The sequence below is a fragment of the Methylobacterium sp. WSM2598 genome (assembly GCF_000379105.1).
Lineage (GTDB): Bacteria > Pseudomonadota > Alphaproteobacteria > Rhizobiales > Beijerinckiaceae > Methylobacterium.
This window is the reverse complement of record NZ_KB900609.1, coordinates 5111466-5137816: the sequence shown is the minus strand read 5'-3', so window position 1 is coordinate 5137816 and position 26351 is coordinate 5111466. Positions and strand designations below refer to the sequence as shown.

Genomic DNA, 26351 nt, shown 5'->3' with positions numbered 1-26351 from the left:
CATGGCTGTGTTTATGGGAATAGATTGTAATTTAGCACTGCAGAAGCGAACGCAGCTGCAGGCCGCGACGGACGCGACCGCGCTCGAACTCGGCAAGACGCCGCTCGCGACGGACGGCGCGCCCCACCGGCGGACGGCCATGCAGCGCATGGCGAGCAACTTGCCGAGCATCTTGCCGAGCATCTTGCCGAGCGTCGGCCCCGCCGTGATCCGCTCGGCTTTCCGAGCAACCCGCGCAAGACCCTGCTGCGCCCGACCGGCTCCGGAACCGCGATCAGGGGCGGACCTCCGCGGGCGCCCCGGCCTCAAGGATCGCCTGGACCTTCGCGGCGAGCGCCTCGATCGCGAAGGGCTTGGTGATCATCGCCATGCCGGCCCCGAGATGGCCGCCGCCGAAGGCGGCGTTCTCGGCGTAGCCGGTGATGAACAGCACCCTGAGGTCCGGCCGCGCGCCCCGGGCCTGGTCGATCATCTGGCGCCCGTTGAGGCCCGGCAGCCCGACATCCGTCACGACGAGGTCGACGGGGGCGGCCTCCAGGGCGGCGAGGCCCGCCGGGCCGTCCGCCGCCTCCCGCACCCGGTAGCCGCGGTCGCTCAAGGTCTCGGCGATGAGCGCGCGCACGGTCGGATCGTCCTCGACGACGAGGATCGTGCCCGTCCCGGGCCCGCGGGCCGGGGCGGGACGCGGCGCGAGGGACGCGGCGGCGGGGCCGTGGTGGCGCGGCAGGATCAGGCTCACCTCGGTGCCGCGCGCGACCTCCGAGGCGATGCGCACCTGCCCGTCCGACTGCTTGGCGAAGCCGTAGATCATCGGCAGGCCGAGCCCCGTGCCCTCGCCGAGAGGCTTCGTCGTGAAGAACGGCTCGAACGCGCGCGCCGCCACGTCCGGCGGCATGCCGGCGCCCGTGTCGCGGACGGCGATCCGCACGTAGTCGCCCGGCGCCGGCCCGTCCTCGCCCGCCGGCGCGGCCCCGTCGAGGCGCAGATTCGCGGTCGCGATCGTGAGCCGCCCGCCCTCCGGCATCGCGTCGCGGGCGTTGATCGCGAGGTTGAGGATGGCGTTCTCCAGCTGGTTGGGGTCGCACAGGGTCGCCCAGAGATCCTCGGCGAGATCGAGGTCGAGGGCGACGCGCTCCGACAGGGTGCGCCGCAGCAGGTCGCCCATCGAGGCGACGAGGGCGTTGGCGTCGACGCCCCGCGCCGCCAGGGGCTGGCGGCGCGCGAAGGCGAGCAACCGGTGGGTGAGCGCCGCGGCGCGCTGCGCCGAGGCGGTAGCGAGGTCGGCGTAGCGCGGCAGGGCGTCGAGCCGCCCCTCGGCGAGGCGCGCGCGCAGCAGGTCGAGGGCGCCCGTGATCCCGGTGAGGAGGTTGTTGAAGTCGTGGGCGATGCCGCCGGTGAGCTGGCCCACCGCCTCCATCTTCTGCGCTTGGCGCAGCCGCTCCTCGACCCGGCCGCGCTCGGCCATCTCGGCGGTGAGCCGCGCATTCGCCTCCTCGAGGGCCGCCGTGCGCCCGCGGACCAGGGTCTCCAGCGTCTCGCGGCCCCGCGCCAGCGTCTCGCGGGCGCGCACTTGGTCGTCGATGTCCGTGCAGGTGCCGAACCAGCGCTGGATCGCCCCGCTGGCGGGGTCCCGGAGCGGGACCGCGCGGCCGAGCACCCAGCGGTGGACGCCGTCGCGGCGGCGCAGGCGGTACTCGATCTCGTAGGTCTCCCCGGTGGCGAGGGCGCGTCGCCAGCGCCGCCACGCCTCGGCCCGGTCGTCGGGATGGAAGATCGCGTTCCAGCCCTCCCCGTCCGTCGAGCCGGGCGCCACGCCGGTGAACTCGTACCAGCGGGAATTGTAGTAGTCGTGGTAGCCGTCCGGCAGGGTCGACCAGACCATCTGCGGCATCGACTCGGCGATGGCCCGGAACTTCATCAGGCTGTCGGCCATGGCGGCCTCGGCCGCCTTCTCGGCCGTGACGTCGATGGCGAGCAGGTGGAAGCCCCCGTCCTCCGCCGGCACGTACTGCACCCGCACGTCGCGCGCCGCACCCCCGGGGCGCGCCGCCCTTCCGGGGCGCGGCAGCCTGATCTCGAAGCGGGCGGGCTCGCCGGCGAGCGCCCGCGCGATGTGGGGCCGGCGCTCCGCGTAGGCCCCCTCCCCGATCACCTCCCGCAGGGAGCGCCCGACGATCCGCTCCGGGCTCAGGCCGAACCAGGTCTCGTAGTGGCGGTTGACGAAGCGGTAGACCTCGTCTCGGTCGATCGTCGCGATCAGGACCGGGAGCGCGTCGGTGATGAGCCGCAGGTCGTGGCGGCTCGCCCGGGCGGCGGCGAGCGCCCGGTCGCGCTCGGCGAGGGCGCGGCGCAGCTCGATCTGCGTCATCACCTGCCGGGCGAGCGCCGCGAGCGCGACGAGTTCCTCCTCGGACAGGCCGCCCGGCCGCGGCGCGGTGTCGAGGACGCAGAGCGCCCCGAGGGGCAGCCCGTCCCGGCCGACCAGCGGGTGGCCGGCGTAGAAGCGCAGGCCCGGCGGCCCGGTCACCAGCGGGTTTCGCGCCGTGCGGGGGTCGCGCGCGAGGTCCGGGATGACGAGCGGCCCGGCCAGGCCCAGGGCATGGGCGCAGACCGAGGCGTCCCTCCCGGTCTCGCGCAGGGCGAGGCCCGAGGCGGCCTTGAACCATTGGCGCGTCTCCGCGACCAGGCTGATCAGCGCCATCGGCGCCCGGCAGGCCTGCCGGGCGATCTGCACCGCGTCGTCGAATTCGGGCTCGGGCGGCGTGTCGAGGATCCCGCAGGCGTCGAGCGCGGCCAGCCGCTCGCGCTCGCTCCAGCCCGCGGGCTCGCGAGAGGGGGTGGTCGGACCATCATCGCGCGGGAGGGTCATCGGCTGTCACGGTCCGCCGGCCGATCAGGCGGCCGCACCTTGGGCAAGAGCGTCGGGGCAAGAGCGTCGGGGCAACAAGAGCGTCGGCGATAGCCGCCCCCTGCCCCTGAGACAACCGGGCGCGCGCCGGCGCGGGGCCCCGGCGTGATTCCGTCGCAGGGTTGCGGCAGTGGTTGCAATGCCGCGACCGAATCGCTAACTTGTTGAAAGTGCTGTAGTTTTCAAGAGTTCTAATCTGCGGTGCAACCGGTTTGCCGGGCGCCACGCGAAACCGGATGCCCTGATCCCAGCATGATCGTCTGTTCCTGCAACGTCTTCTCCGACGGCCAAGTGCGCGCGTGCCTGAATCCGGGTCCGGCCTGCCCGCGGACGCCGGCCCAGGTCTATGCCTGCCTCGGCTGCAGCCCGAAATGCGGGCGCTGCGCGCGCACCATCCGGAGCATCCTCTCGCGGGCGCTCGACGAGGTGCACGCCTCCTGCGCGACGTCCTGCGGCGCCGCCTGCACGCTGGCGGCGGCGGCCGCGCCGGCTGCCGCCGAGGCGGCCTGACCCGGCCCGGGCCCGCGCGATCCGCGGGCGCGGGACTTCCCGGGGCCGGGCGCTTCCGGTAGCGAGGGACGGGGGCGGGGGCCGGGGCGGCATGCAGGACAGCATCGAGGCCGGCACGCCGGCCTTCCGCCGCACCGCCTACGCGCTCGCGGCGGCGGGCTTCTCGACCTTCGCGGTGCTCTACGCGGTCCAGCCGCTGCTGCCGGTCTTCGCCGAGGAATTCGGCGTCGGCCCGGCGGCGAGCAGCCTGTCGCTCTCCCTGGCGACCGGCCTCCTCGCCGTCTCCCTCCTGGTGGTCAGCCCCCTGTCGGAGGTGTTCGGGCGCAAGCCCGTGATGGTGGTCTCACTCTTTTCCGCGGCCCTCCTCACCCTGGTCGCCGCCGCGATGCCGACCTGGCACGGTTTCCTGGCCGTGCGGGCCCTGGCGGGCCTCGCCATGAGCGGCGTGCCGGCCGTGGCCATGGCCTATCTCAGCGAGGAGATGCACGGGCGCGCCCTCGGCCTCGCCATGGGGCTCCTGATCAGCGGGAATTCGCTCGGGGGCATGGCCGGCCGGCTCCTCAGCGGCGCCCTCGCGGACCGGCTCGGCTGGCGCGCGGCGCTCGCGGCGATCGGCCTGCTGGCGCTCGCGGCGGCCATCGCCTTCGCGCGCGGCCTGCCGCCCTCGGCCCGCTTCACGCCCCGCCCCCTGCCCTGGCGGGCGGTGCCCGGCAGCTTCCTGCACCATTTCCGCGACGCGGGCCTGCCCTGGCTCTTCGCCGAGGCCTTCCTGCTGATGGGCGGCTTCGTCACGCTCTACAACTACATCGGCTTCCGCCTGCTGGCGCCGCCCTACGCGCTGAGCCAGACCGCCGTCGCGGCGATCTTCGCGGTCTACCTCGCGGGCACCGCCTCCTCGACCGCGGCCGGGCACGCGGCGAGCCTGTTCGGGCGCCGCCGGGTGCTGTGGCTCGCCATCGCGGCGGCCCTCGGCGGCGTCGCGCTGACCCTCGCCGAGAGCCTCGTCCTGATCGTGCTCGGCATCGTCGTCGCCACGGTCGGGTTCTTCGGCGCCCACTCGGTGGCGAGCAGCTGGGTCGGGCGGCGGGCGCGCCGCGACCGCGCCCAGGCCTCCTCCCTCTACCTGTTCCTCTACTATCTGGGCTCCTCGGTCCTCGGCACGGCGGGCGGCTGGTTCTACGCCCAGGCGGGCTGGACCGGCGTCGCGGCCTTCGTCGGCGCGCTCTACGGCGCGGCCCTCCTGGCGGCCCTGCGGCTCGCCCTGCTGGCGCCGCTGCCGGAGGCGCCGTGAGGCGCGCTGCGCCGGTCGCCCGACGCCTCGGCATCCCGGGCCGCCGGGATTAGCGAAACCGTAGGCAGGGCGGGCGCAGGATCGGGCGTTCGCGTCGAGCCGCCCCGATGATCGCCACCCCGACCTTCCCGGACCTCTCCGCCCTGGTCGTCGACGAGAGCCTCTACCTGCGCCGCATCGTCCGCGACATGCTGATGCGCGTCGGCATCAAGCGCGTGCTGGAGGCGCCGGACGGGGCCGAGGCGCTGGGGGCGCTCGCCGAGAGCAAGCCCGACCTCGTGGTCCTCGACTGGGACCTCGCCATCCTGTCGGGGGAGGAGTTCATCCGCCTCGCCCGCACCCCGGCGACCTCGCCCGCCCCGACCGTGCCGATCATCCTGATGCTGGCCCAGCCGCGGCGCAACATCGTCGACCGGGCGGTCAATCTCGGGGTCAACGAGATCATCGCCAAGCCCTTCTCCCCCAAGACCCTCTGGTCGCGGCTCGACGAGGTCATCAACCGCCCGCGGCCGTTCTCGCAGGTGAAGAGCCTGCTGCGCCCGCTGCCGCGGGTCGCCTTCTCGATGAACCCGAAAGTGGTCGCCTGATCGGGAGAATCGGGTGCAACGACGCATTGCGTTCCCACGGCAGCGACGTAAGCTTGGAGCGTGACAGCGCTGCCCACGCGGATTGCGCGGGCTGGAAGGATTGTTGGCGTCGTGAGGGACGAGACTGCCGCCCCCGTGCCGGCGCGCGCCGCGGAGAGGGCGGAGCCGGCGCGCCAGAGCGTGCTGCTGCGCGAGGCGCAGCGGGCGGCCGGCGCGGTGCGGCCCCTCCCGGCGCTGCGGCCGCAGGGGCGGCGCCCCTACGCGGCCCTCGACCTCGGCACGAACAATTGCCGGCTCCTGATCGCCGAGCCGGCGCCCTACGGGTTCCGCGTCGTCGACGCCTTCTCGCGCATCGTGCGCCTGGGCGAGGGCCTCGGCAGCACCGACCACCTGAGCGACGAGGCGATCCAGCGCACCGTCGAGGCGCTCGCCGTCTGCCGGGCCAAGATGGAGACGCGCGGCGTCGTCCGCTCGAAGGTCATCGCCACGGAGGCCTGCCGGCTCGCCGTGAACGGCCCGGATTTCGTCCGGCGGGTGCGCCGGGACGTCGGGCTCAACCTCGAGGTCGTGGACCGCCGCACCGAGGCCTACCTGGCGGTGACGGGCTGCGCGGCCCTGGCCGACCGGCACGCGGAATCGGTGGTGATCTTCGACATCGGCGGCGGCTCGACCGAGATCGTCTGGCTGCACGGCTCCGCGGCGCTCGCCCGCAGCGCCGACCCGACCCTGCGCATCCGCGCCTGGGACTCGCTGCCGGTCGGCGTCGTCACCCTCACCGAGCGCTACGGCGGCACCGACGTCACGCCGGCGATCTTCGAGGGCATGGTCGAGGACGTCTCGACCAAGCTCACCAAGTTCGCCCTGATGGCGGGCGCGGCCGCGCAGGCGCCGCATTTCCACCTGCTCGGCACCTCCGGCACGGTCACGACGCTGGCCGCCATGCACCTGCGCCTGCCGCGCTACGACCGGCGGCGCATCGACGGGCTCTGGATGAGCGACCGCGAGGTCTCGACGGCGATCACCGACCTGCTCGACACGCGGCTCGCCGAGCGGGCGCGCAATCCCTGCATCGGCCGCGACCGGGCCGACCTGGTCCTGGCCGGCTGCGCCATCCTGGAAGCGATCCGGCGGGCCTTCCCGTCCGAGCGCCTGCGCATCGCCGACCGCGGCCTGCGCGAGGGCCTGCTCATGAACATGATGCGCGAGGACGGCGTCTGGCGCCGGGGCGGGCGGGGCTGAGCGGCGGCGCCTCCCCGATCTCACAAGAGGTCGAACTCCTCGCGCTTATGGTTGAAGTTCGTCGCGCGGAGGCTCAGGCCAACGGCCGCCAGGTAAAGGTCGAGGTCCGCGGTCAGAATCTCCAGATTACCGCGACCGATCTCAAGGATGGCTGAGTCCGTGATGCCGAGCCGCGCGTATTCGCGCCGTACCACCACCTTCCTGCTGGCCACGTAGTGCTCCGCGTGGCCGCCGATGATCTCGGCGAAGGTGCGCAGGATGGCGGTCCTCTCAGGATCCCGATGCTGCCGGAGCAGGTTCGCGGCCTCCGAGACGGTGTTCGGGAGCAGGATCAGAGCAGGATTATCACCGAGCAAAATCAGAAGCAGGTCGAAATCCTCCGCCGTGAACTCGGTGAGGTTCTTGTGCTTGGCGACGATTCCCTTCGACGTTCGGCCGACCACCAGGAGCACGAGCAACTGGGTGTCAAGGAGAATCGCAGTGCTCATCCCTCGCTCACCTCGCGAATTTTTATGGATGGCATCTCGTTCGAATCTTCCGGAATACGGACGATCTTATACGTTCTCTTGTACAGAACAGGCTTGAGAACCCCAAAGGAGGTCTGCGCGTCGGCCCCAGCCGGCCTCAAGAGGCCAAGAGTGACCAACCATGCCCGCTCACTCCGGTCGAACGCGATCTCCTCGAGCCGGATCTCGGATACGGTCTCGTCCGAAAAGACATCTGCCAGGAAGTGCTTCGCCCTCGCCACCGCTTCCTTGACATCCATGGGTCACCCCGGGCCGGCGACGGCCTGCGCCGCGCGCGGTGCGCAGCTTAGCACCCGGCCCGGCGACGTCGAGCGCCGCGTCCGGTCCGCTCCCGGAGGCGGCCGCGGGCGCCCCGCTCCGCCGCGTCCCCGGCCCGGGCGCCCCTTGCGAGTTGCGCGGTGCGGCGTCATCTGGATCGCGGGTGCAGGAGCGACGAATGAGCGACCGGAGGGGCGGCGGCCAGCGGGGCGACCTCAAGCAGCGGGTGAAGACCGGGCGCGGGCGCACGGTCTCGTCCAAGCGCTGGCTGGAGCGGCAGCTCAACGACCCCTACGTGGCCCGCGCCAAGCGCGAGGGCTACCGCTCGCGGGCCGCCTACAAGCTCCTGGAGATCGACGAGCGCTTCCACCTCCTCAGGCCCGGCCAGCGGGTGGTGGATCTCGGGGCGGCGCCGGGAGGCTGGTCGCAGGTGGCCGCCGCCAAGGTCGGCAGCCATCCGGGCGCGCCGCCGCCCCACGGCCGGGTCGTCGGCATCGACCTCCTGGAGATCGAGCCGATGCCGGGAGTCGACTTCCTCACCCTCGACTTCCTCGACCCGAGCGCGCCCGCGCGCCTGATCGCGCTCCTCGGCGGCCCGGCCGACCTCGTGATGTCGGACATGGCGGCCAACGCCACCGGGCACAAGAAGACCGACCACCTGCGCATCATGGGGCTCGCCGAGACCGCCGCCGCCTTCGCCCGCGAGGTGCTGGCCCCGGGCGGGGCCTACCTCGCCAAGGTGCTGCAGGGCGGGACCGAGGGCGGGCTGCTCGCCGACCTCAAGCGCGACTTCGCCGCGGTGCGCCACGTGAAGCCGGCGGCGAGCCGGGCGGATTCGAGCGAGCTCTACGTGCTCGCCACCGGCTACCGGGGCGCGAGCGAGCGCGCGGGCGAGGCGCAGGAGCCCGCCGAGGACGGGCGGGCGGACGATGCGGCGCCGGCTTGGCGGCCCTGACCGGCTGACCCCGCGCGCCGCGCGGGCGCTGGCGCACGGCCTGCTCCTCGCCGAGGGCTTCGAGACGGTGGCGCGGGGCGCGCGCAGCGGCAGCCTCTACCTGCGGGCGCCGGGCGGCCCGCATCAGGTCCGGATCGCCGACCATGCCCGCACGCCCAAGCGCCGCCGGCAATACCCGGACGTGGTGACGAGCCTCGTGATCGCCGCGCCGCTCTCCGAGGCCGGGGTGCGGGCGCGCGTCGCGGCCGCCCTGCGGGCCGTGGCGGCGGCGCGCCCGCCCGATCAGCCGGTATAGACGGAGGCCGCGACCGGGATCGCCGGCGAGCGGGCGGCGTGGGTGACGCTCCAGATCGCCCAGGCGGCGAGGCCCGAGCAGGCGAGGAGCACCAGGCCGCGCCGATAGCGGCCCCGGTGGATGTCGCGCACCGCGTAGACCGGCAGCAGCACCGCCTTGGCGAGGTTCCGAAGCGCCAGAACCATCAGGATCATCAGGAAGGCGGAGACCGTGCCGAGCATGAGCGTCGCCCCTTGGCGGTTGGAAGGCCGGGATGAGGGTGGGCCGCCAAAGCGGCGAAACCAAGTCCCGCGGCGGCGGAGAAACCGGGTCCCGCGGCGGGCGATTTGGACGCCGCCGCGCGGGGGCATTCTGGGAGCGGATGGTTAACGATTGGTCGCCCGCCCGCCCCTTGGGGAAGCCCGGCGCCGGGCCGAGGCGCGCCCCGCCCCGTTCCCGCCGGTTCCGCAAGGTCGCGCCAGACGACGCGCGGGCCGCCCCGGCACGCGGCCGGCCCGCGCCGCACCGGCCGAGCAACGCGGCATGGGGCGGAACATGTCCGCGCGTCCGACCCAGAAATCTTTTCCGAGGAAAAGTTCTTTCCGGCCCGATCGCGCGCCGCGAGAGCCTGGATGTGCCGTTTTCGCACTTGCGAAATCGGTGCGTCCGTGGCCTTCTCCGGCCCGACATCTGCGGAGACGGCGATGGGATTCGAGATCCGAAGCACGATCGAGCAATTGTCCTCGTTCCAAGTTCGGAAAGGTCAGAGCTCGGTGTCCGGCTTGTCGTCCGGCGCCTTCATGACGGTGCAGCTGCACTTGGCCCACTCGTCCCGCTTCGCGGGCGCCGGGATCATCGCCGGCGGACCGTTCCGCTGCGCCGAGTCGTTCCGCGCGGCCGCGCTGATCGCCGAGGACGCCTACGAGCAGGGCGCGCTCTACATCAGCATGAACCCGCTGATCCCGCAGATGGCGCCGAGCGCCGAGCACCTCGCGGAGATCGCCCGCAGGACGGCCGAGGCGGGGGAGATCGACCCCGTCGAGAACCTCGCCGACGACCGGCTCTACATCTTCACGGGCAGCGCCGACCGGGTCGTCTACCCGGACGTGGTCGCGCGGACCCGGCGCTTCTACGAGCTGCTCGGGGTCGCGCCGGAGAACATCCTCTACCGCGACACCGTGCCGGCCGGCCATTCGATCATCACCGACAATCCCGAGGATTCCCCCCTCTCGACCAACCAGCCGCCCTACATCAACAACGGCGGCTTCATGCAATCGCACGAGATCCTGCGGCACATCTATCCGGGATTGAATGCCCCGGCCGAGCGCCTGAACGGGCGGCTGATCCGCTTCGACCAGACGGAGTTCTTCGCGGGCGAGCCGCGCTCCAGCATGAGCCCGTTCGGCTACGCCTACGTGCCCGCCGAGGTGCTGGAGGGGGCCGAGGCGCGCATCCACGTCGCGCTGCACGGCTGCAAGCAGGGCTACGCCTACATCAACTACGTCAACGGCCAGCCGGACGTCGCCAACCAGCCGCCCTACGGCAACCGCTACGTCACGACGACCGGCTACAACCACATCGCCGAGAGCAACAACATCATCGTCCTCTACCCGCAGGCGCAGGGCAGCGACGGCGGGGCGCTGCAGAACCCCGACGGGTGCTGGGATTGGTGGGGCTACACGTCGCGCAACACGGACAAGCCCGACTATTACTCGAAGAACGCGATCCAGGTCGGCGCCATCCAGGCGATGCTGACGCGCCTGGGCGGCTGATCGGCCATCGGGAGACCTGCCTCATGAGCAATGGAAACGCCGTGGCTGCGATGCCGTTCGCGGTCCTCGCCAAGACCGTCGCCGACACCGTCGCCGAACCCGCCAAGGTCAGCCCGCCCCTGCGGCGGACCCTGATGATCAACGAGGCCGTGTCGCGCAGCGCGGCGAACGCGCTCGGCACCGTCCAGGTGCTGGCGATGCGGCCCGACCCCGACACGCTCGGCGACCTGTTCGACATGCAGGCCGCGCTCCTCGAACGGTTCCGGCAGCTCGACCGGGCGTGGATCGACGGCCTGACGCAGCTGGCCCAGGCACGGCTGGCCCTGCGCGAGGCCAACACGATCTCGAAGGTGATGGAGCAGGAATTCAACCTGCTCGGCCAGTTCGGAACCCTGGTGGCGAACCAGATCACCAACACCGCCGCGCTGCTGGAGAGCGTGAACGTGGGCTACGCCTATTGGCTGAGCCGGAAGATCGGCGCGCCGCAATCGCCGCAGACCTGATGGCGTCCTAGGGGGTCGATGCCGCCGCGGGCCTGCCCGGCCTGGATCGCCCGCCAAGGATCTTCCGCCAAGGATCTTCCGCCAAGAATTTTCCGCCAAGAGAGGACCACGCGGCGGGACGGTTGCGGCGGCCGCCCTCATCCGACATCCTGTTGATGGCTTCGCCATCTCCCATTTCGGCGATGCGGATGTCGGCTTCGCTCAGGCGCCGCGCTCAGGCGCCGCGCAGGCTTGTGATCCGGGACCCGCTTCGATCAAGCGGATCCCGTCTCAGTACCCGCGCCGCCGGTCGATGGCGTGCGGGATCGGCGCCCCCGTCCGCAGGGCCTCCGCCGTGGCGCGCAGCATCGCGGCCACGGCGGCGGGGCTCGCGTCGCAGGCCTCGTGCGGCGTGACGAGGATGCGCGGATGCCGCCAGAACGGGTGATCCTCGGGCAGCGGCTCGACCGCGAAGACGTCGAGGGCCGCGTGGGCGAGCCGGCCCGAATCGAGGGCACAGAGGAGGTCGGCCTCGACCAAGTGGTCGCCCCGCCCGACATGAACCAGGGCCGCCCCGGGCTTCAGGCGCCCGAACAGCGGCGCGGCGAGGAGGCCGCGCGTGTCCGGCGTCAGGGGCAGCAGGTTCACCAGCACGTCGCAGCGCGGCAGCAGGGCGGCCAGGCCCTCCGGGCCGTGCAGGTGGGTGATCCCGGGCTCGGCGGGGCGCGCCGCGCGGCTCCAGGCCAGGACCGGGAAGCCGAAGGCCGCGAGGTCGCGCGCCACCTGCGCCCCCATCCGGCCGCAGCCGAGGAGCCCGACCGTGACCTCGCCCGCCGCGCGCTGGCCGAGGGGCCGCCACAGGGCCCGGGCCTGGTTCTCCGCGTAGCTGCGGAAGCGCCGCAGGTGGCCGAGCACGTGCCAGAGCACGAAGCACGACATGGCGCGGGCCTGATCGGGATCGACGACCCGCACCACGGGCAGGTCCGGCGGCAGGCCCGGGCAGGCGAGCAGGCTGTCGACCCCCGCGGCGATCGAGCAGACCGCCCCGAGATTCGGGTAGCGCGCGAAGGCGTCGGCCGGCGGGAACCATGCCAGGGCGAGGCGCACCCGCGCCGCCTCGGCCGGGTCGGTCACCACCTCGACGGCGTCGGCGACCTGCGCCAGGACCGGGCCGAACAGGGCGGCGAGGTCGAGGGTCTCGCTGAGCAGGATGCAGGGGATCGGGCGGGTCATGCGGCGGCGCGGGTCCGGCCCGGCACGGCGTCGAGGAGGGCGCGCGTGTAGGGGTGCTCGGGGGCGGCGAAGAGGGCGGCGGTCGGCTTGATCTCGACGATCTCGCCCCGCCGCATCACCGCGATGCGGTCGCAGATCTGGGCGGCCACCCGCAGGTCGTGGGTGATGAACAGCATCGAGAGGCCGAGGCGGGTCTTCAGGTCCTCCAGCAGGGCGAGCACCTGCGCCTGCACCGAGACGTCGAGGGCCGAGACCGCCTCGTCCGCCACCAGCACCTCCGGCTCCACCGCGAGGGCCCGGGCGATGCCGACGCGCTGGCGCTGGCCGCCCGAGAATTCGTGCGGGTAGCGGTCGAAGGCCGAGGCGTCGAGCCCGACGAGGCCGAGGAGGTCCCGGGCGCGGGCCATCGCGTCGGCCTCCGGCACCCCGTGGGCGCGCGGCCCGTCCGCGATGATCCGCCCGACGCTGCGGCGGGGGTTGAGCGACGCGAAGGGATCCTGGAACACCATCTGGATCCGGCGCCGGGCGCGGCGCAGCGCCTCCCCGGAGAGGCCGGTGAGGTCGGTGTCGCCGAGGCGCACCGTGCCGGAATCGGGCTCGGCGAGGCGCAGGACGAGCCGCGCGACCGACGACTTGCCCGAGCCGGACTCGCCCACGAGCCCGAGGGTCTCGCCCCGGTGCAGCGCGAAGCCGACGTCCCGGGCCGCCTCGACCCGCCGGACCGGCCGGCCCCAGCCCCCGCCCGTCACGTAGGTCTTGGTGAGGCCGGCGACCTCGACCGCCGTCGCGCCGGAGACCGGCGGGCGGGGCGGCGGCTCCAGGGAGGGCACGGCGGCGAGCAGCGCGCGGGTGTAGGGCTCCTGCGGGCGCGCGAGCAGCGCGGCGGCCGGGCCGGCCTCCACCACGCGGCCGCGGCGCAGCACCAGCACCCGGTCGGCGATCTCCGCCACCACGCCGAAATCGTGGGTGATGAACAGGACCGCCATGCCGTGCCGCCGCTGCAGGTCGCGGATCAGCCGCAGGATCTGGGCCTGGGTGGTGACGTCGAGGGCGGTGGTGGGCTCGTCGGCGACGAGCAGGGCCGGTTCGAGGGCGAGCGCCATGGCGATCATCGCCCGCTGGCGCTGCCCGCCCGAGAGCTGGTGCGGGTAGGCCCGCAGGAGGCGGGCGGGATCCGGCAGGCCGACCTCGGCGGCGAGGTCGAGGGCCCGGGCGCGCCGCTCGGCCGCCTTCAGCCGGCCATGCGCCTCGAACATCTCGACGATCTGGTCGCCGACGCGCATCAGCGGGTTCAGGGCCGTCATCGGCTCCTGGAAGATCATGCCGATCCGGGCGCCCCGGGTGGCGCGCCACCCGGCCTCGTCCTGCGCCAGGAGGTCGGTGCCGGCGAGGAGGATCTCCCCGCCGGCCGGGCGCACCGCCCTGGGCAGCAGCCCCATCAGGGCGTGGGCGCACATCGACTTGCCCGAGCCCGACTCGCCGACGAGGCAGAGGATCTCGCCCGGCGCGATCGCGAAGGAGACGTCCTCGACGGCGTGGGCGCGGTCGGCGCCCGGCGGCAGGGCGAGGCGCAGGCCCCGGACGGAGACGACCGGCCTCATCGCTCGCCCCGGGCGAGGCGCGGGTTGAGCGCGTCATTGAGCCCCTCCCCGATCAGGTTGAGGGCGAGCACCGTGGCGAGGATCACGAGGCCCGGGAAGGCGGTGACCCACCAGGCCTGCCGGATCACGGTGCGGCCCGCCCCGACCATGAAGCCCCAGGACATCCGGTTCGGGTCGCCGAGGCCCAGGAAGGAGAGCGAGGATTCGAGCAGGATCGCGGTCGCCACCATCAGGGAGGCCAGCACCACGATCGGCGAGAGGGTGTTGGGCAGGATCTCGCGGCGGATGATGGTGAAGGGGGTCTCCCCCGTCACGATCGCGGCCTGCACGTAGTCGCGGGCGCGCAGCGACAGCACCTCCCCGCGCACCAGCCGGGTCACCGGCGGCCAGCTCACCAGGGCGATGGCGAGGATGAGCGAGGACAGGGCCGGCTGCAGGATCGCCACCAGCACGATCGCGAGGGCGAAGCTCGGGACCGTCTGGAACAACTCGGTGAAGCGCATCAGCGCGTCGTCGGTCCGGCCGCCGACATACCCGGCGATCGCGCCGATCGGCACGCCGATCACCAGGGCCGCCAGGGTCGAGACGAGGCCGACCATCAGCGACACGCCCGCCCCGTGCATCAGGCCGGCGGCGATGTCGCGCCCGAGCGCGTCGGTGCCGAGCGGCACCCGCTCCAGGGTGAAGGGCGGCACGAAGGGGCGCTGCACCATCCGCCAGGGCGAGGCCGGGTAGAGCACGGGGGCGAGGAGCGCCGCCGCCACCACGAGGGCGAGGATCGCGAGCCCCACCACCGCGCCCGGGTGGCGCAGGAAGGCCGCGAGGGCACCGCGCCTCACGCCCGGACCTCGATGCGCGGATCGACGACCCGGTAGATCAGGTCGGTGAGGAGGTTGAGGAGCAGCACCATGGCGGAGGAGACGACGAAGACGCCGAGCAGGAGGGTGTAGTCGCGCTGGAGCAGGGCCTCGTACATCAGCCGGCCGATCCCCGGCCACGCGAAGACCGTCTCGGTCAGGATCGCCCCGCCGACCAGCGTGCCGGCCTGGAGGCCGGCCAGGGTGACGACCGGGAGCAGCGCGTTGCGCAGCACGTGGCGGCGCTGGACCACCCCCTCGGGGAGGCCCTTGGCCCGGGCGGTCTTGACGAAGTCGAGGCTCCCCACTTCCAGCATGGAGGCGCGGGTCATGCGGACGTAGACCGCCATGAAGAACAGCCCGAGGGTGAGGGAGGGCAGCACGAGGTGGCGGGCGATGTCGGCGGCCCGGGCGAGGCCCTCGTAGCCGCCCCCCACCGTCTCGAAGCCGAAGGCCGGCAGCCAGTCGAGGCGCACCGAGAAGACCAGGATCGCCATCAGCGAGACCCAGAACAGGGGCGTGGCGTAGAAGAGCAGCGCCAGCCCCGTGATGGCGGCGTCCGACCAGCGCCCGGCCCGCCGCGCCGCCAGCGCCCCGAGGGCCACGCCGAGGCCGAGCGAGATCAGGAAGGCGGTGCCGGTGAGGAGCAGCGTCGCCGGCAGCCGGTCGAGGATCAGCCGGCCCACCGGCATCTGCTGGCGCACCGAGTAGCCGAGGTCGAGGGTGAGGACGTGGCCGAGATAGAGGCCGAGCTGCACCGGCAGCGGCCGGTCGAGCCCGAACCGCTCCCGCAGCTGCGCCACGTAGACCTCGTCGCCCGCCCCCGCCTCCCCGGCCATGACCAGGGCGGGATCGCCCGGGGCGAGGCGGATGAGGAAGAAGTTCAGGACCACGATGGCCAGGAGCACGAGCAGCCCCTTGCCCAGTCTCGCGGCGAGGAAGCGGGCCACGGGTCAGCGCTCGATCCAGGCGTCGCGGAAGCCGTCGTTCACGCCGATCCCGGTGGTGACGAGGTCGTGCACCTTGCAGCGGGTGATGGTCGGGAACTGGAGTTCGAGCAGCCACGCCACCGGCGCGTCCTCGATCAGGGTCGTCTGGGCCCGGTCGTACAGGGCCTGCCGCTCGGCGGGGCTCACCGCCGCCGCGGCCTGCGCGAAGGCCTCGTCGACCGCCGGATTGGCGTAGCCCTCGACGTTGTTGAACGGCGAGCCCTTGGCGATCTGCGAGGAGACGTAGTTGCGCGCCACGCCGAGCGCCGGGTCGCCGTACTGGTAGAGGTACGTGAAGGCGATGTCGTAGTCCCAGTCCGAGGTCTTCTGGTTCCAGCCGGCGACGTCGGTGGCGAAGATCTCGGTCCTGATGCCGACATCCTCCAGGTTCTGCTTCACCGCCTCGGCCCAGCGCTGCCATGTCTCGCCGTAGGGCACCGGCAGGAGGCGCAGGGTCTCGCCCTTGTAGCCGGATTCCTTGAGCAGCGCCTTCGCCTTGGCGGGGTCGTAGGCGTACCGGCCGAGGCCCGGGTTGAAGAAGCGCGTCGAGGAGGAGATCGGGCCGATCGCCGGCTTGCCGAGCCCGTTCCAGATCACGTCGCGGGCGAAGTCGCGGTCGATCGCGTAGGAGACCGCCTGCCGGAAGGCCTTGCTGGCGGTCGGGCCCTGGCGGTTGTTGAGCCAGAGCCAGGAATGGGGGCCGAAGAACTCCCAGCCCTTGCCGGTCACGCAGGCGCCCTTAAGCTGCGACAGCCGCGGCACGTCGAAATTCTCGACCGAGCCGCCCGGCAGGATGTCGACCTTGCCGGTCTCGAAGGCGACCGCCCGCGAGGCGGCGTCCGGGATCACGTGCCAGTAGATCTCGTCGAGGTAGGGCCGTCCCGCCACGTGGTAGGCCGGGTTCTTGACCAGCCGGATGTAGGCGCCCTTCTTCCATTCCTTGAACAGGAACGGGCCGGTGCCGATCGGGGTGGTGTTGGCCGGGTTGGTCTTGTAGTCGGTGCCCGCGTAGAGGTGCTTGGGGATCATCGGCAGCGAGCCGACCTCGAACACGCCCAGGAAGGGGCCGAACGGCTCCGAGAGCGTGAACACCACCGTGTAGGGGTCGGGCGCCGTGAGGCTCGCGACCTTGGCCATGTTGGCCCGGGCGCGCGGATGGGTCTGCTTGAGGAACTCGACCGAGAACAGCACGTCCTCGGCGGTGAACGGCTTGCCGTCGTGCCAGGTGGCGTTCCGCACGAGGTGGAAGGTGTAGGTCCGGCCGTCCGGGCCGACCTCCCAGGATTCGGCGAGGCCGGGCCGCGGCTCGAGGCTCTCGGAGTAGCGCAGCAGCCCCTCGTAGATGTTGCCGGCCACCATCTGGGTCGGGCCGTTCTGCAGCAGGCCGAGCATCAGCCCCGGCGGCTCGGGCTGGATGATCGCGTTGGCGATGCCGCCCGCCTTCGGCACTTGGGCGATGCCGCCCGCCTTCGGCGCCTGGGCGACGCCGCCCGCCTTCGGCGTCTGGGCGAGGACCGCCCCCGCGAGGGTGAGCAGCAGGGCCGTTCCCGCCGCCGCAAGCCTGATCATCTCCGCCGTCTCCGCTGCCTCGATGCCGATCGCGCGCCCGTCGCGCCGTGTTGGAGAGGCGGCCGCGGCGGCGCGCCCCGCCGCACGGCCGCGACGCCCGGCGGCGTCAGTCCCGGTAATCCGGGTCGCTGCGCTCCAGCATGCGCTTGAAGGCCGCCCACTCGACGTCCTCCAGGGCGCCGGCGGCCACCTTCTCGCCGAACTGCGCGTACTGCCCGGCGGTCTTGCGGGCGATGGCGGCCGAGGGGCGGACCAGCGGGGCACCCGCGGCCTGGATCGCGAGCTGCGCCCGGCAGGAGCGCTCCATGTTGTGCATGAGCCGGAACGCCTCGCCGACGCTGCGCCCGCAGGTGAGCAGGCCGTGGTTGCGCAGGATCATCACGAACCGGTCGCCGAGATCCGCGACCAGCCGCGCGCGCTCGTCGAGGTCGAGGGCGATGCCCTCATAGGCATGATAGGCGATGCGGTCCGTGAACTGCATGGACCATTGATTGAGGGGCAGCAGCCCCTCCTCCTGGCAGGAGACGGCGACGCCCGCGACGGTGTGCGTGTGCAGGACGCAGAGCGCGTCCTCCCGCGCCGCGTGGATGGCGCTGTGGATGGTGAAGCCCGCCGGGTTGATGCCCCGCCCGTGGGGATCGTCGATGACCTGCCCGTCGAGGTCGACGGTGACGAGGTTGCCGGCCGTGACCTCCTCGAAGCGCAGCCCGAAGGGATTGATCAGGAAGCGGTGCTCCGGCCCCGGCAGCCGGGCCGAGATGTGGGTGTAGATGCTGTCGTCGAGGCCGAGGCGGTGGATCAGCCGGTAGGCGGCCGCGAGGTCGAGGCGGATCGCCTGCTCCTCGGGTGTGCGGGGGGAGGGCATGGCCGGAGTCTCCTGCGACGGCGACGATGGCGGCAGACTGGCCCGCTCCCCGCGGCGGATCAAGCCGAAAGCGTCGACAATCGACGCTTACCGGGTGCACACTCTGCCGCCGGAGGTGTCATGCGCCCGTTGTCTCCCCCCGTCGGCCTGCCGGTGCCCGCTGACCAGGATCTCGTGCGGCAGGTCGCCCGCGGCCTCACCGCGGCGATCACGAGCGGTCGGCTCGCGCCGGGGACCAAGGTGGCGGAGGCGGCGGTGGCGCGGGAGCTCGGCATCAGCCGGGCCCCGGTGCGCGAGGCGGCGCGGCTCCTGGAGAGCCAGGGCCTGCTGCGGGCGCATCCGCGGCGGGGCTTCTTCGTGCGCGAGATCTCGGCCGGCGACGTGGACGAGCTCTACGACCTGCGCCTGTGCATCGAGCGCCACGCGGCCGTGGAGGCGGCGAGGCGGCTGACGCCGGCCGGGCGGGCGGCCCTGCGCGCCCAGCTCGACGCGCTCTACGCCGCGGCCGCGCGGGACGACGCCTCCCTGATCGTCGAGGCGGATTACGGCTTCCACCGCCTCGTCTGCGAGATCGCCGGCAATGGCCGGCTGCTGCGGCTGTTCGACGGCCTCGCCTCGGAGCTGAAGGTGGTGATCGGCCTGATCGGCCACCTCTACGACGATCCGCACGCCATCGCCCGCACCCACGAGCCGGTGCTGGCGGCAATCGAGGCGGGCCATGCCGAGCGCATCGTCGCCCATGTCGACCACCATGTCGGCGTGGCGTGGCGCGAGGTCGGCCGGCTCGCGCGCGCCCTCTCCCCGCACCCGGAGTCCCCATGAGAGCCGTCTACACCGAGGATCACCGCGGCCACGACCCGCAATTCTTCCTCGTCCGCGGGCGCGTCACGCGCACGACCGAGCAGCCGGAGCGGGCCGACCGGCTGCTCGCGGGCCTGCGCGCGGGGGGCCACGCCCTCGTGGCGCCGCAGGCCTTCGGGCACGAGGCGCGGGCGCGGGTGCACGGCCCCGACTACCTCGCCTTCCTGGCCGAGGCCTGGGACGCCTGGGCGGCCCTGGGGGATGCCGCACCCGAGATGGTCGCCAACATCCACCCGATGCGCGAGCGGGCGACCTACCCGGAGCACATCGTCGGCCGGCTCGGCTGGCACACCCTCGACACCGCCTGCCCAATCGGCCCCGGCACCTTCGCGGCGGCCTGCGCGGCGGCGGACGTGGCGGCGAGCGCGGCGCAGCTCGTCCTCGACGGGGAGGACGCCGCCTACGCGCTCTGCCGCCCCCCCGGCCACCACGCCTATCGGGACCGGGCGAGCGGGTTCTGCTTCCTCAACAACAGCGCGGTGGCCGCGGCGCAGCTGCGCACCCGGCACGGCCGGGTGGCGATCCTCGACGTGGACGTGCATCACGGCAACGGCACGCAGGACATCTTCTACGCCGACCCGACGGTGCTGACGGTCTCGCTCCACGCGGATCCGGCGCGGTTCTACCCCTTCGTCTGGGGCTACGCGCACGAGCGCGGCGAGGGCCCGGGGCTCGGCGCCAACCGCAACCTGCCCCTGCCCCTCGGGACCGGGGACGAGGGCTACCTCGCGGCCCTCGACGCGGCGGCGCGGACGATCCGCGCCTTCGCGCCGGGCGCCCTGGTGGTGGCGCTCGGCCTCGACGCCTCGGTGCACGACCCGCTCGCCGGGCTCGCCGTTACCACGGAGGGCTTCTCGCGGATCGGCGCCGCGCTCGCGCGGCTGCGGCTCCCGACCGTGCTGGTGCAGGAGGGCGGCTACCTGTCCGAGCATCTCGGCCCCAACCTCGCGGCCGTGCTCGCGGGCTTCGAGGGCGCGCGCGAGGGCATCGCCCGCTGAGGCGGATGCCGGCTCAGCGCAGGACATGCGGCACGATCAACGACCTGGAGCGGCGTCCGACCGCACCGTGATCGGGCGCTGCTCTAAGCATCATTCGCCGAAATGGTCACCGGTTCGGCGGCAGAAATGATGCAATAACGAGACTTAAGCAGAGTTGCCGCGCGCAAGTCTGCTCAGGAGCCGGCGCGACGGGCCCCCGCCTCACGCCGCCCGGCGCGAGGATTCCAGCGTCGCGCGCTCGGCCTGGACCAGCACGTCGAGGGGGCGCCAGGGCTTGCGCATGTAGACCGCGTGGTCGGTCTCCGGCCGCGCCCCCTTCTCGGAGGTCACGACCACCCGCACGTCGGGCCATTCCCGCTCCACCGTGCGGGCGAGCGCCCCGCCATCCATCGCGCCCGCGAGGTCCACATCCGTGAACACCAGCGCGACCTCGTCGGGATGGGCGCGGATCACGTCGAGCGCATCCTCGGCGCTCGCGCAGGCGATCACGTCGAGATCCGTCTCCTCGAGGATCGCCGCCGCGAAGTCGCGCACGGACGCGTCGTCCTCCACCACCACGGCGATCGGACCGGCGGACGCAAGTTTGCCCATGATGCCTCCTCTCAATTCGTGAAAGTATCCCGCTGCCGCGGAGGGCCCAGCCAAGGGTCGGTCACAAGAGTCCGGAAGGTGGAGGGACCGCCGGGGCGGGCTTTGGGACGTCGGAAGACCGACGGGGGTCAACGAGCGATGCCGCGCATCGATCCCGGGCCGGGGCGAACTAATCGTCATGCGTCCCGGCCCGGGCCGCTCCGGGGGCCATGCGGGGGCGCATTAACGGCCTGTTCACCTTCGCGATCGGAATGTTACGCTTCCATGAAGGCGTCGGGCGGCGCGGGCGGGGCCGGCGCGGGGCGCCTCTAACCCACGGGTGTTCGGGCGATGTGCCGCTTCCTCGCCTACCATGGCGACCCTGTCTACCTCGACGACCTCGTCTGCACGCCGACCCACTCCCTCATCCACCAGTCCCTGCACGCCGCCGAGGCCAAGACCGAGACGAACGGCGACGGCTTCGGCATCGGCTGGTACGGCGACCGGCCCGAGCCGGGCCTCTTCCGCGACGTGCGCCCGGCCTGGTCGGACGAGAACCTGCGCAGCCTCGCCCGGCAGATCCGGGCCCGCACCTTCCTGGCCCACGTGCGCGCCTCGACCGGCACCGCGACGACGCGGGCGAATTGCCACCCCTTCGCGCATGGCCGGCTGCTCTTCATGCATAACGGCCAGATCGGCGGCTACGGCCGGATCAGGCGGCGGCTGGAGGCGCTGATCCCGGATCCGCTCTACGACGCGCGCTGCGGCTCGACGGATTCCGAGGCCCTGTTCCTGCTCGCCGTGGCGAATGGCCTCGCGCAGGATCCGGTCGCGGCCATGGAGGCCACGGTGGCGAGCGTGCGCGGCCTGATGCGCGAGGCCGGCATCGAGGAGGCGCTGCGGCTCACCGCGGTGGTGAGCGACGGCGACAGCCTGACGGCCTTCCGCTGGGCCTGCGACGGGCGCCCGCCGAGCCTCTACTGGCGCGAGACGGGCGGCGGGGTGGTGGTAGTCTCCGAGCCGATCGACGGCTGCCGGGAGGGCTGGCAGGTGGTGCCGAAGGGCGCGACCCTGATCGCCCGGGGCGCCCTGCCGCCGCGCCTCGTCGCGCCGCATTCCGTCCCGGGCGCCATCGCGGCCTGACCCGATCCTTGACTCGGGCCGGAGGCGCCGCCTACGTCCCGCCGCCCGCCGGGCGGCGTCGCAGGGAGGGGAGAGGATGTTCAAGACCGGCCGATCCGCCACCGTCCCGGGAGGTTTCGGGGGCGTCCTGTACCTGGACTTCCTGGCCGCGCTCGCGGCCAAGCGGCAGACCCGCCACTACCTGGAGATCGGCGTCCATTTCGGGCACACGCTGGCGCGGATTCCCTGCGACACGGCGGTCGGCGTCGATCCGCACTACAGGCTCGACCGGAACGTGACGGCGGGCAAGCGCCGCACCTTCCTGTTCCAGATGACGAGCGACCGCTTCTTCGCCGAGACCGACCTGCGGGCGCTGCTCGGGGGCGGGGTGGACATGGCCTTCCTGGACGGGCTGCACCAGTTCGAGTTCCTGCTGCGCGACATCGCCCACGCGGAGGCCGCGAGCGCGCCGAACGGCCTGATCCTGCTGCACGATTGCATGCCGCTCAACGCCGAGATGACGACCCGCGACGCGGAGGCCGAGCGGGAGGACGCGCACAAGGCCATGTGGACGGGCGACGTCTGGAAGGTGGTGCCGATCCTGCGCCGCTACCGGCCGGACCTGGAGGTGATCTGCGTCGATTGCCCGCCGACCGGCCTCGTCTGCCTCACCAACCTCGACCCGACCTCGCGGGTCCTGCGCGACAACGAGCGCGCCATCGTGCGGGAGTACCGCGACCTCGCCTCGACCCAGGAGCAGCTCACCGCGTTCTACGCCGAGAACCCGATCGTGCGCTCCGTCGACATCCTGAACGGGCACGACCACAGCCTGTATTTCCGGGTCTGAGGGCGGGGCCGCGGTCGGCGGCTCGGCACGACCGCGGCGGCACCCGCAACACTCCCCGTGCTGAGCGTTGCGGGTGCCACATCCGGCGCATCCTGTCGCCCGTGCGCCAGCAAACCCGGTGCGCGCCCTTGCGCTGATCCGTCCAAACTCGTCATGCCGTGCGCAATCTCATTCGGCAGGACCCGGCGCGGGCGATCGAGGACCGCCCCTCAATGCGCCTCCTGCCAGTTCGCCGCCGCCTTGGCCTCGACGGCGAGCGGCACCGTGAGCCGCACCGCCGGCTGGGGCGCCTCCTCCATCACCCGGGCGATGATCGGCAGCGCCCGCGCGACCTCGTCCTGCGGCGCCTCGAAGACCAGCTCGTCGTGCACCTGCAGCAGCATGCGGGTGGTGAGCCCCGCCCCGGCCAGCGCCCCCTCCATCCGCACCATCGCGCGGCGGATGATGTCGGCGGCCGTGCCCTGGATCGGCGCGTTGATCGCCTGCCGCTCCACCGAGGCCCGCTCCTGCGGGTTGTTGGAGCGGATCTGCGGGTAGTGGCAGACGCGCCCGAACAGGGTGGTCACGTAGCCCTTGTCCCGGCAGGCCTTCTTGGTGTCCTCGATATAGGCGCGGATGCCCGGGAAGCGCTCGAAATACTGCTTGATGAAGGCCGAGGCCTCGCCCTGCGGGATGCCGAGCCGGTCGGCGAGGCCGAAGGCCGAGATCCCGTAGATGATGCCGAAATTGATCGTCTTGGCCCGCCGCCGCAGATCCGGCGTCATCTCGCCCAAGGGGACGCCGAACATCGCCGAGGCGGTCGCCGCGTGGATGTCGAGCCCGTCCGCGAAGGCCTGGCGCAGCTGCGGGATGTCGGCCATGTGGGCGAGCAGCCGCAGCTCGATCTGGCTGTAATCCGCCGAGATCAACTGGTGGCCGGCATCCGCCACGAAGGCCTGGCGGATGCGCCGCCCCTCCTCGGTGCGGATCGGAATGTTCTGCAGGTTCGGGTCCGAGGAGGAGAGGCGCCCGGTCGTGGTGGCGGCGAGCGCGAAGGAGGTGTGGACGCGGTCGCTCTCCCTCTCGGCATGCTCCTGCAGGCTGTCCGTGTAGGTCGATTTGAGCTTCGAGAGCTGGCGCCATTCCAGGATCTTGCGCGGCAGCGGGTGTCCCTGGGTGGCGAGCTCCTCCAGCAGCGTCGCGGGCGTGGCCCACTGGCCCGACGGCGTCTTCTTGGCGCCGGGCAGCCCGAGCTTGCCGAACAGGATGTCGCCGATCTGCTTGGGGGAGGAGACCGAGAAGGTCTCGCCGGCCATCTCCTGGATCTCGGCCTCGAGCCGGGCCAGCGACTGCGAGAAATCCCCCGAGAGGCGGCTCAGCATGTCGCGGTCGACCCGGATGCCCTCCCGCTCCATGCGGGCGAGCACCGGCACCAGGGGGCGCTCCAGGGTCTCGTAGACGGTGGCGCGGTGCTCGGCGGCGAGCCGCGGCTTCATCAGGCGCCACAGGCGCAGCGTCACGTCCGCGTCCTCGGCCGCGTAGGCCGTGGCCTTGTCGAGGGGCACGCGGTCGAAGGTGACCTTGGCCCGGCCCGTGCCCGTCACGTCCGCGAAGGTGATCGGCTGGTGGCCGAGATGCCGCCGCGCCAGCTCGTCCATGCCGTGCGAGCCCTTGCCGGCATCGAGCACGTAGGAGATCAGCATCGTGTCGTCGTAGGGCTGGATCTCGATGCCGTGGCGGACGAGCACCAGCCAGTCGTACTTCACGTTCTGCCCGACCTTGAGCACCGCCGGATCCTCCAGCAGCGGCTTCAGGCGGGCCCGCACCGCGTCCCAGGGGAGCTGGTCGGGGAGCAGCCCCTCGCCGAACAGGTCCTCGCTGCCGCGATGGGCGAGCGGGATGTAGGCGGCGCGGCCGGGCGCCGTGGCGAGCGAGACGCCGACGAGGTCGGCCCGGTGGGCGTCGAGCGCATTGGTCTCGGTGTCGACCGCGACCACGCCGGCCTCCGCCGCCTCGGCGATCCAGGCGTCGAGGCGGTCGAGGCGGGTGATCGTCTCGTAGGAGGCGGTGTCGAACGGCTTCACCGCCTCGGCGGCGCGGGCCGCCACGACTTGGCCGGGGGTCGGCTCGGCGGGGCCGCGGGGCCTGGGCGGGGCGTCGGGCAGGTCGAGATCCGCGAAGGGATCGGTCTCGGGCGCGGGCGGCGCCGTCGCCTCGTCGCCGAAGAACGGGGTCGCGTCGCTGCCGCCCTTCCCGTTGGCGTAGGCGGCGGCGCCCCCGGGGAGCAGGGCCGGATCGGGCCGCACCGCCTCCGGATCGACGTGGAGCAGCGAGGCGATGCGCCGGGTCAGCGTGTTGAACTCCATCGCCTTCAGGAAGCCGACGAGCCGCTCCGGGTCGGGCTTGCGCAGGCGCAGGGCCTCCAGCGGCACCGGCACCGGCACCGCCTCGTCCAGGGTGACGAGCCGGCGCGACAGCCGCGCCTGGTCGAGATGCGCGAGCAGCGTCTCGCGGCGCTTGGGCTGCTTGATCTCGGCCGCCCGCTCCAGCAGCGCCTCCAGGCTCCCGAATTCCTTGAGCAGCGCGGCGGCGGTCTTGAGACCGATGCCGGGCACGCCCGGGACGTTGTCGGAAGTGTCCCCGATCAGCGCCAGCGCGTCGCCGATCTGGGCGGGGCTCAAGCCCTCCCAGCGCTCCACGATGGCGGCGGCGTCGAGGTTGCGCTCGGGCCGGTAGCCGGGCTTGCCCTTCTGCCCGGATTCGAAGTCGTAGAAGCGCACGAGCTCGCCGACGAGCTGCATCAGGTCCTTGTCGGAGGACACGATGATGACGCCCGCCCCCCTCGCCTCCGCCTGCCGCGCGTAGGTGGCGATCAGGTCGTCCGCCTCGTAGCGCTCGAGCTCGATCGGCTCCAGGCCGAAGGCCCGCACCGCCTCCCGCATCAGCGGCATCTGCCGCTTGAGGTCGTCGGGCGCGTCCGGCCGGTGGCCCTTGTAGTCCGGGAAGATCTCCTTGCGGAACGAGCCCTCCGACTTGTCGAAGACGATGCCGAGATGGCTCGGCTGGATCCCGGCCGCCCCCTCCTGCACGAACTGGGCGATCTTGGCGCAGAACAGCCGCACGGCGCCGGTCGGCATCCCGTCGGAGGGCCGGAAATTGTAGCGCTCGGGCTGGTTGATCGACTGGAAATAGGCCCGGAAGATGAAGGAGGAGCCGTCGACCAGGAGCACCTGGTCGCCGGGGCCGACGGGCTTCGTCTCGGGGGCGGGGTCGGCATTCATGCGGGGCGGCTCGGTTCCTGACGGGCCGCCCTGACATAGAGCAGGAGCGCGCCCGCTTGAAGCGAGGGCGAGCGCCGCCCCGCCCGGGCCGCCGGCCCGGCTGCGGCGCGCCGCCGGCCCGCCCGGGCCGGCGCCTGTGATCTGCCGACACCACCTGCGCGCGAAAGCGCGGCGGCGCCCTCGCGGCGCCTTGACTTGGCCGTGCCGGAGGGCTTCGTCTGGCAGCCGAGACGCTGAAACCGCGGCGCGCCCGCGCGCCCCCAGGGCCCGCGCGCCCGCCCGAACCCGAGGTCCGGCCATGCGCCCCTCCTGCCTCCTCGCCTCGCTCGCCGCCGGCCTCGCCGTCGCCTGCGCCGTCACGCCCTCCCTCGCGCGCTCGGCCCGCCAGGAGGTCACCCCGGCGGAGGAGCGGGAATTCCCCTTCGACGCCGACATCCCGGGCTGCCAGGACGCGGACGTGCTGGAGAAGCTCTCGACGCAATTCGCCGAGAAGGAATCGAAGTTCTGGAACTCGTCGCTGACGATCCTCCGCTACGAGCGGATCGAGCGCACCGCGTGGCGGCCGTGGGGCCTGGACTTCTACCCGAGGCGCTTCTGCACGGCGGTGGCGACGACCTCGGACGGGGTGCGCCGCCGGGTGGATTACTCGGTGCGCGAGAGCCTGGGCATCATCGGCTCGACCTGGGGCGTCGAGTTCTGCGTGCACGGCCTCGACCGCAACCTCGCCTACGCGTACGCCTCGGCGACGTCCTGCCGGGAGGCGCGGCCCTGATCCG

General features: G+C 72.8%; 25 protein-coding genes. 13 read left to right on the top strand and 12 right to left on the bottom strand.

Annotated elements, in window-relative coordinates; genetic code table 11:
* Positions 1-274: 274 nt before the first annotated feature.
* Positions 275-2869 (bottom strand): PAS domain-containing protein, encoded by a 2595-nt coding sequence (locus MET2598_RS0124245; RefSeq protein WP_018262658.1) that lies wholly within the window; start codon positions 2867-2869, stop codon positions 275-277.
* Between the two features lie 291 nt (positions 2870-3160).
* Here MET2598_RS0124245 and MET2598_RS0124240 point away from each other — a divergent pair, with 291 nt between their 5' ends.
* The 4 genes from MET2598_RS0124240 to MET2598_RS0124225 all read left to right on the top strand — a co-directional run bounded on the left by MET2598_RS0124240 (position 3161) and on the right by MET2598_RS0124225 (position 6535).
* Positions 3161-3418 (top strand): (2Fe-2S)-binding protein, encoded by a 258-nt coding sequence (locus tag MET2598_RS0124240; protein WP_012330633.1) that lies wholly within the window; start codon positions 3161-3163, stop codon positions 3416-3418.
* A gap of 91 nt (positions 3419-3509) precedes the next feature.
* Positions 3510-4709: an MFS transporter gene (locus tag MET2598_RS0124235; protein WP_018262657.1), complete on the top strand. Its 1200-nt coding sequence runs from the start codon at positions 3510-3512 to the stop codon at positions 4707-4709.
* Between the two features lie 107 nt (positions 4710-4816).
* Positions 4817-5296 carry a response regulator gene (locus MET2598_RS0124230; protein WP_012330635.1) on the top strand — a complete coding sequence of 160 codons (480 nt, stop codon included), beginning with the start codon at positions 4817-4819 and terminating at the stop codon, positions 5294-5296.
* Between the two features lie 111 nt (positions 5297-5407).
* A complete protein-coding gene (locus tag MET2598_RS0124225) occupies positions 5408-6535 on the top strand; it encodes a Ppx/GppA phosphatase family protein (protein WP_026190924.1) in 1128 nt (375 codons plus the stop codon).
* Positions 6536-6555: 20 nt separating this feature from the next.
* Here MET2598_RS0124225 and MET2598_RS0124220 read toward each other — a convergent pair whose 3' ends face one another.
* Positions 6556-7023 (bottom strand): PIN domain-containing protein, encoded by a 468-nt coding sequence (locus MET2598_RS0124220; RefSeq protein ID WP_018262656.1) that lies wholly within the window; start codon positions 7021-7023, stop codon positions 6556-6558.
* Positions 7020-7301, bottom strand: coding sequence for a hypothetical protein (locus MET2598_RS0124215; protein WP_012330638.1), 282 nt, complete (start codon positions 7299-7301; stop codon positions 7020-7022). Before MET2598_RS0124215 ends, MET2598_RS0124220 begins: the two co-directional genes overlap by 4 nt.
* Before the next feature lie 197 nt (positions 7302-7498).
* Between MET2598_RS0124215 and MET2598_RS0124210 the strand changes: the two genes are divergently transcribed.
* Together MET2598_RS0124210 and MET2598_RS0124205 are read left to right on the top strand one after the other, a co-directional pair.
* Positions 7499-8275, top strand: a complete 777-nt coding sequence (locus tag MET2598_RS0124210; RefSeq protein ID WP_018262655.1) for an RlmE family RNA methyltransferase — start codon at positions 7499-7501, stop codon at positions 8273-8275.
* Positions 8250-8570, top strand: a complete 321-nt coding sequence (locus MET2598_RS0124205) for a hypothetical protein (protein WP_018262654.1) — start codon at positions 8250-8252, stop codon at positions 8568-8570. Before MET2598_RS0124210 ends, MET2598_RS0124205 begins: the two co-directional genes overlap by 26 nt.
* Here the strand turns inward: MET2598_RS0124205 and MET2598_RS0124200 are convergent.
* Entirely contained in the window at positions 8558-8791 is a 234-nt protein-coding gene (locus tag MET2598_RS0124200; RefSeq protein ID WP_012330641.1) for a hypothetical protein, read from the bottom strand. The genes MET2598_RS0124205 and MET2598_RS0124200 overlap by 13 nt on opposite strands.
* A gap of 462 nt (positions 8792-9253) precedes the next feature.
* On the opposite strand from MET2598_RS0124200, the gene MET2598_RS0124195 reads away from it, so the two are divergent.
* Both MET2598_RS0124195 and MET2598_RS0124190 read left to right on the top strand, forming a co-directional pair.
* A complete protein-coding gene (locus MET2598_RS0124195; RefSeq protein ID WP_012330642.1) occupies positions 9254-10321 on the top strand; it encodes an extracellular catalytic domain type 2 short-chain-length polyhydroxyalkanoate depolymerase in 1068 nt (355 codons plus the stop codon).
* A gap of 23 nt (positions 10322-10344) precedes the next feature.
* A complete protein-coding gene (locus MET2598_RS0124190; protein ID WP_018262653.1) occupies positions 10345-10824 on the top strand; it encodes a hypothetical protein in 480 nt (159 codons plus the stop codon).
* A gap of 270 nt (positions 10825-11094) precedes the next feature.
* On the opposite strand, the gene MET2598_RS0124185 is transcribed toward MET2598_RS0124190, so the two are convergent.
* From MET2598_RS0124185 to MET2598_RS0124160, 6 genes are all read right to left on the bottom strand, one after another.
* Positions 11095-12036 carry a 2-hydroxyacid dehydrogenase gene (locus tag MET2598_RS0124185; protein WP_012330644.1) on the bottom strand — a complete coding sequence of 314 codons (942 nt, stop codon included), beginning with the start codon at positions 12034-12036 and terminating at the stop codon, positions 11095-11097.
* Positions 12033-13637, bottom strand: a complete 1605-nt coding sequence (locus MET2598_RS0124180) for an ABC transporter ATP-binding protein (RefSeq protein ID WP_018262652.1) — start codon at positions 13635-13637, stop codon at positions 12033-12035. The genes MET2598_RS0124185 and MET2598_RS0124180 overlap by 4 nt, the downstream gene beginning before the upstream one ends.
* The gene (locus MET2598_RS0124175) at positions 13634-14476 is read right to left on the bottom strand and encodes an ABC transporter permease (protein WP_012330646.1); all 843 of its coding nucleotides are present in this window, start codon (positions 14474-14476) and stop codon (positions 13634-13636) included. Before MET2598_RS0124175 ends, MET2598_RS0124180 begins: the two co-directional genes overlap by 4 nt.
* A complete protein-coding gene (locus tag MET2598_RS0124170) occupies positions 14473-15444 on the bottom strand; it encodes an ABC transporter permease (protein WP_012330647.1) in 972 nt (323 codons plus the stop codon). Before MET2598_RS0124170 ends, MET2598_RS0124175 begins: the two co-directional genes overlap by 4 nt.
* A 3-nt stretch (positions 15445-15447) precedes the next feature.
* Positions 15448-17052, bottom strand: a complete 1605-nt coding sequence (locus MET2598_RS0124165; protein WP_018262651.1) for an ABC transporter substrate-binding protein — start codon at positions 17050-17052, stop codon at positions 15448-15450.
* A gap of 106 nt (positions 17053-17158) precedes the next feature.
* Positions 17159-17917 (bottom strand): class II aldolase/adducin family protein, encoded by a 759-nt coding sequence (locus MET2598_RS0124160; RefSeq protein WP_012330649.1) that lies wholly within the window; start codon positions 17915-17917, stop codon positions 17159-17161.
* A gap of 120 nt (positions 17918-18037) precedes the next feature.
* On the opposite strand from MET2598_RS0124160, the gene MET2598_RS0124155 reads away from it, so the two are divergent.
* A complete protein-coding gene (locus MET2598_RS0124155; RefSeq protein ID WP_012330650.1) occupies positions 18038-18739 on the top strand; it encodes a GntR family transcriptional regulator in 702 nt (233 codons plus the stop codon).
* A complete protein-coding gene (locus tag MET2598_RS0124150) occupies positions 18736-19776 on the top strand; it encodes a histone deacetylase family protein (protein WP_012330651.1) in 1041 nt (346 codons plus the stop codon). The genes MET2598_RS0124155 and MET2598_RS0124150 overlap by 4 nt, the downstream gene beginning before the upstream one ends.
* 201 nt (positions 19777-19977) lie before the next feature.
* Here MET2598_RS0124150 and MET2598_RS0124145 read toward each other — a convergent pair whose 3' ends face one another.
* The gene (locus tag MET2598_RS0124145; protein ID WP_012330652.1) at positions 19978-20367 is read right to left on the bottom strand and encodes a response regulator; all 390 of its coding nucleotides are present in this window, start codon (positions 20365-20367) and stop codon (positions 19978-19980) included.
* Positions 20368-20697: 330 nt separating this feature from the next.
* Between MET2598_RS0124145 and MET2598_RS0124140 the strand changes: the two genes are divergently transcribed.
* On the top strand, positions 20698-21489 hold the full coding sequence (locus MET2598_RS0124140) for a class II glutamine amidotransferase (protein ID WP_012330653.1): 792 nt from the start codon (positions 20698-20700) through the stop codon (positions 21487-21489).
* 76 nt (positions 21490-21565) lie between these two features.
* Positions 21566-22315, top strand: a complete 750-nt coding sequence (locus MET2598_RS0124135; protein WP_018262650.1) for a class I SAM-dependent methyltransferase — start codon at positions 21566-21568, stop codon at positions 22313-22315.
* A gap of 209 nt (positions 22316-22524) precedes the next feature.
* On the opposite strand, the gene polA is transcribed toward MET2598_RS0124135, so the two are convergent.
* The gene (polA, locus tag MET2598_RS0124130; protein ID WP_012330655.1) at positions 22525-25575 is read right to left on the bottom strand and encodes a DNA polymerase I; all 3051 of its coding nucleotides are present in this window, start codon (positions 25573-25575) and stop codon (positions 22525-22527) included.
* A gap of 298 nt (positions 25576-25873) precedes the next feature.
* Between polA and MET2598_RS0124125 the strand changes: the two genes are divergently transcribed.
* Positions 25874-26347: a hypothetical protein gene (locus tag MET2598_RS0124125; RefSeq protein ID WP_012330656.1), complete on the top strand. Its 474-nt coding sequence runs from the start codon at positions 25874-25876 to the stop codon at positions 26345-26347.
* Positions 26348-26351 lie beyond the last annotated feature (4 nt).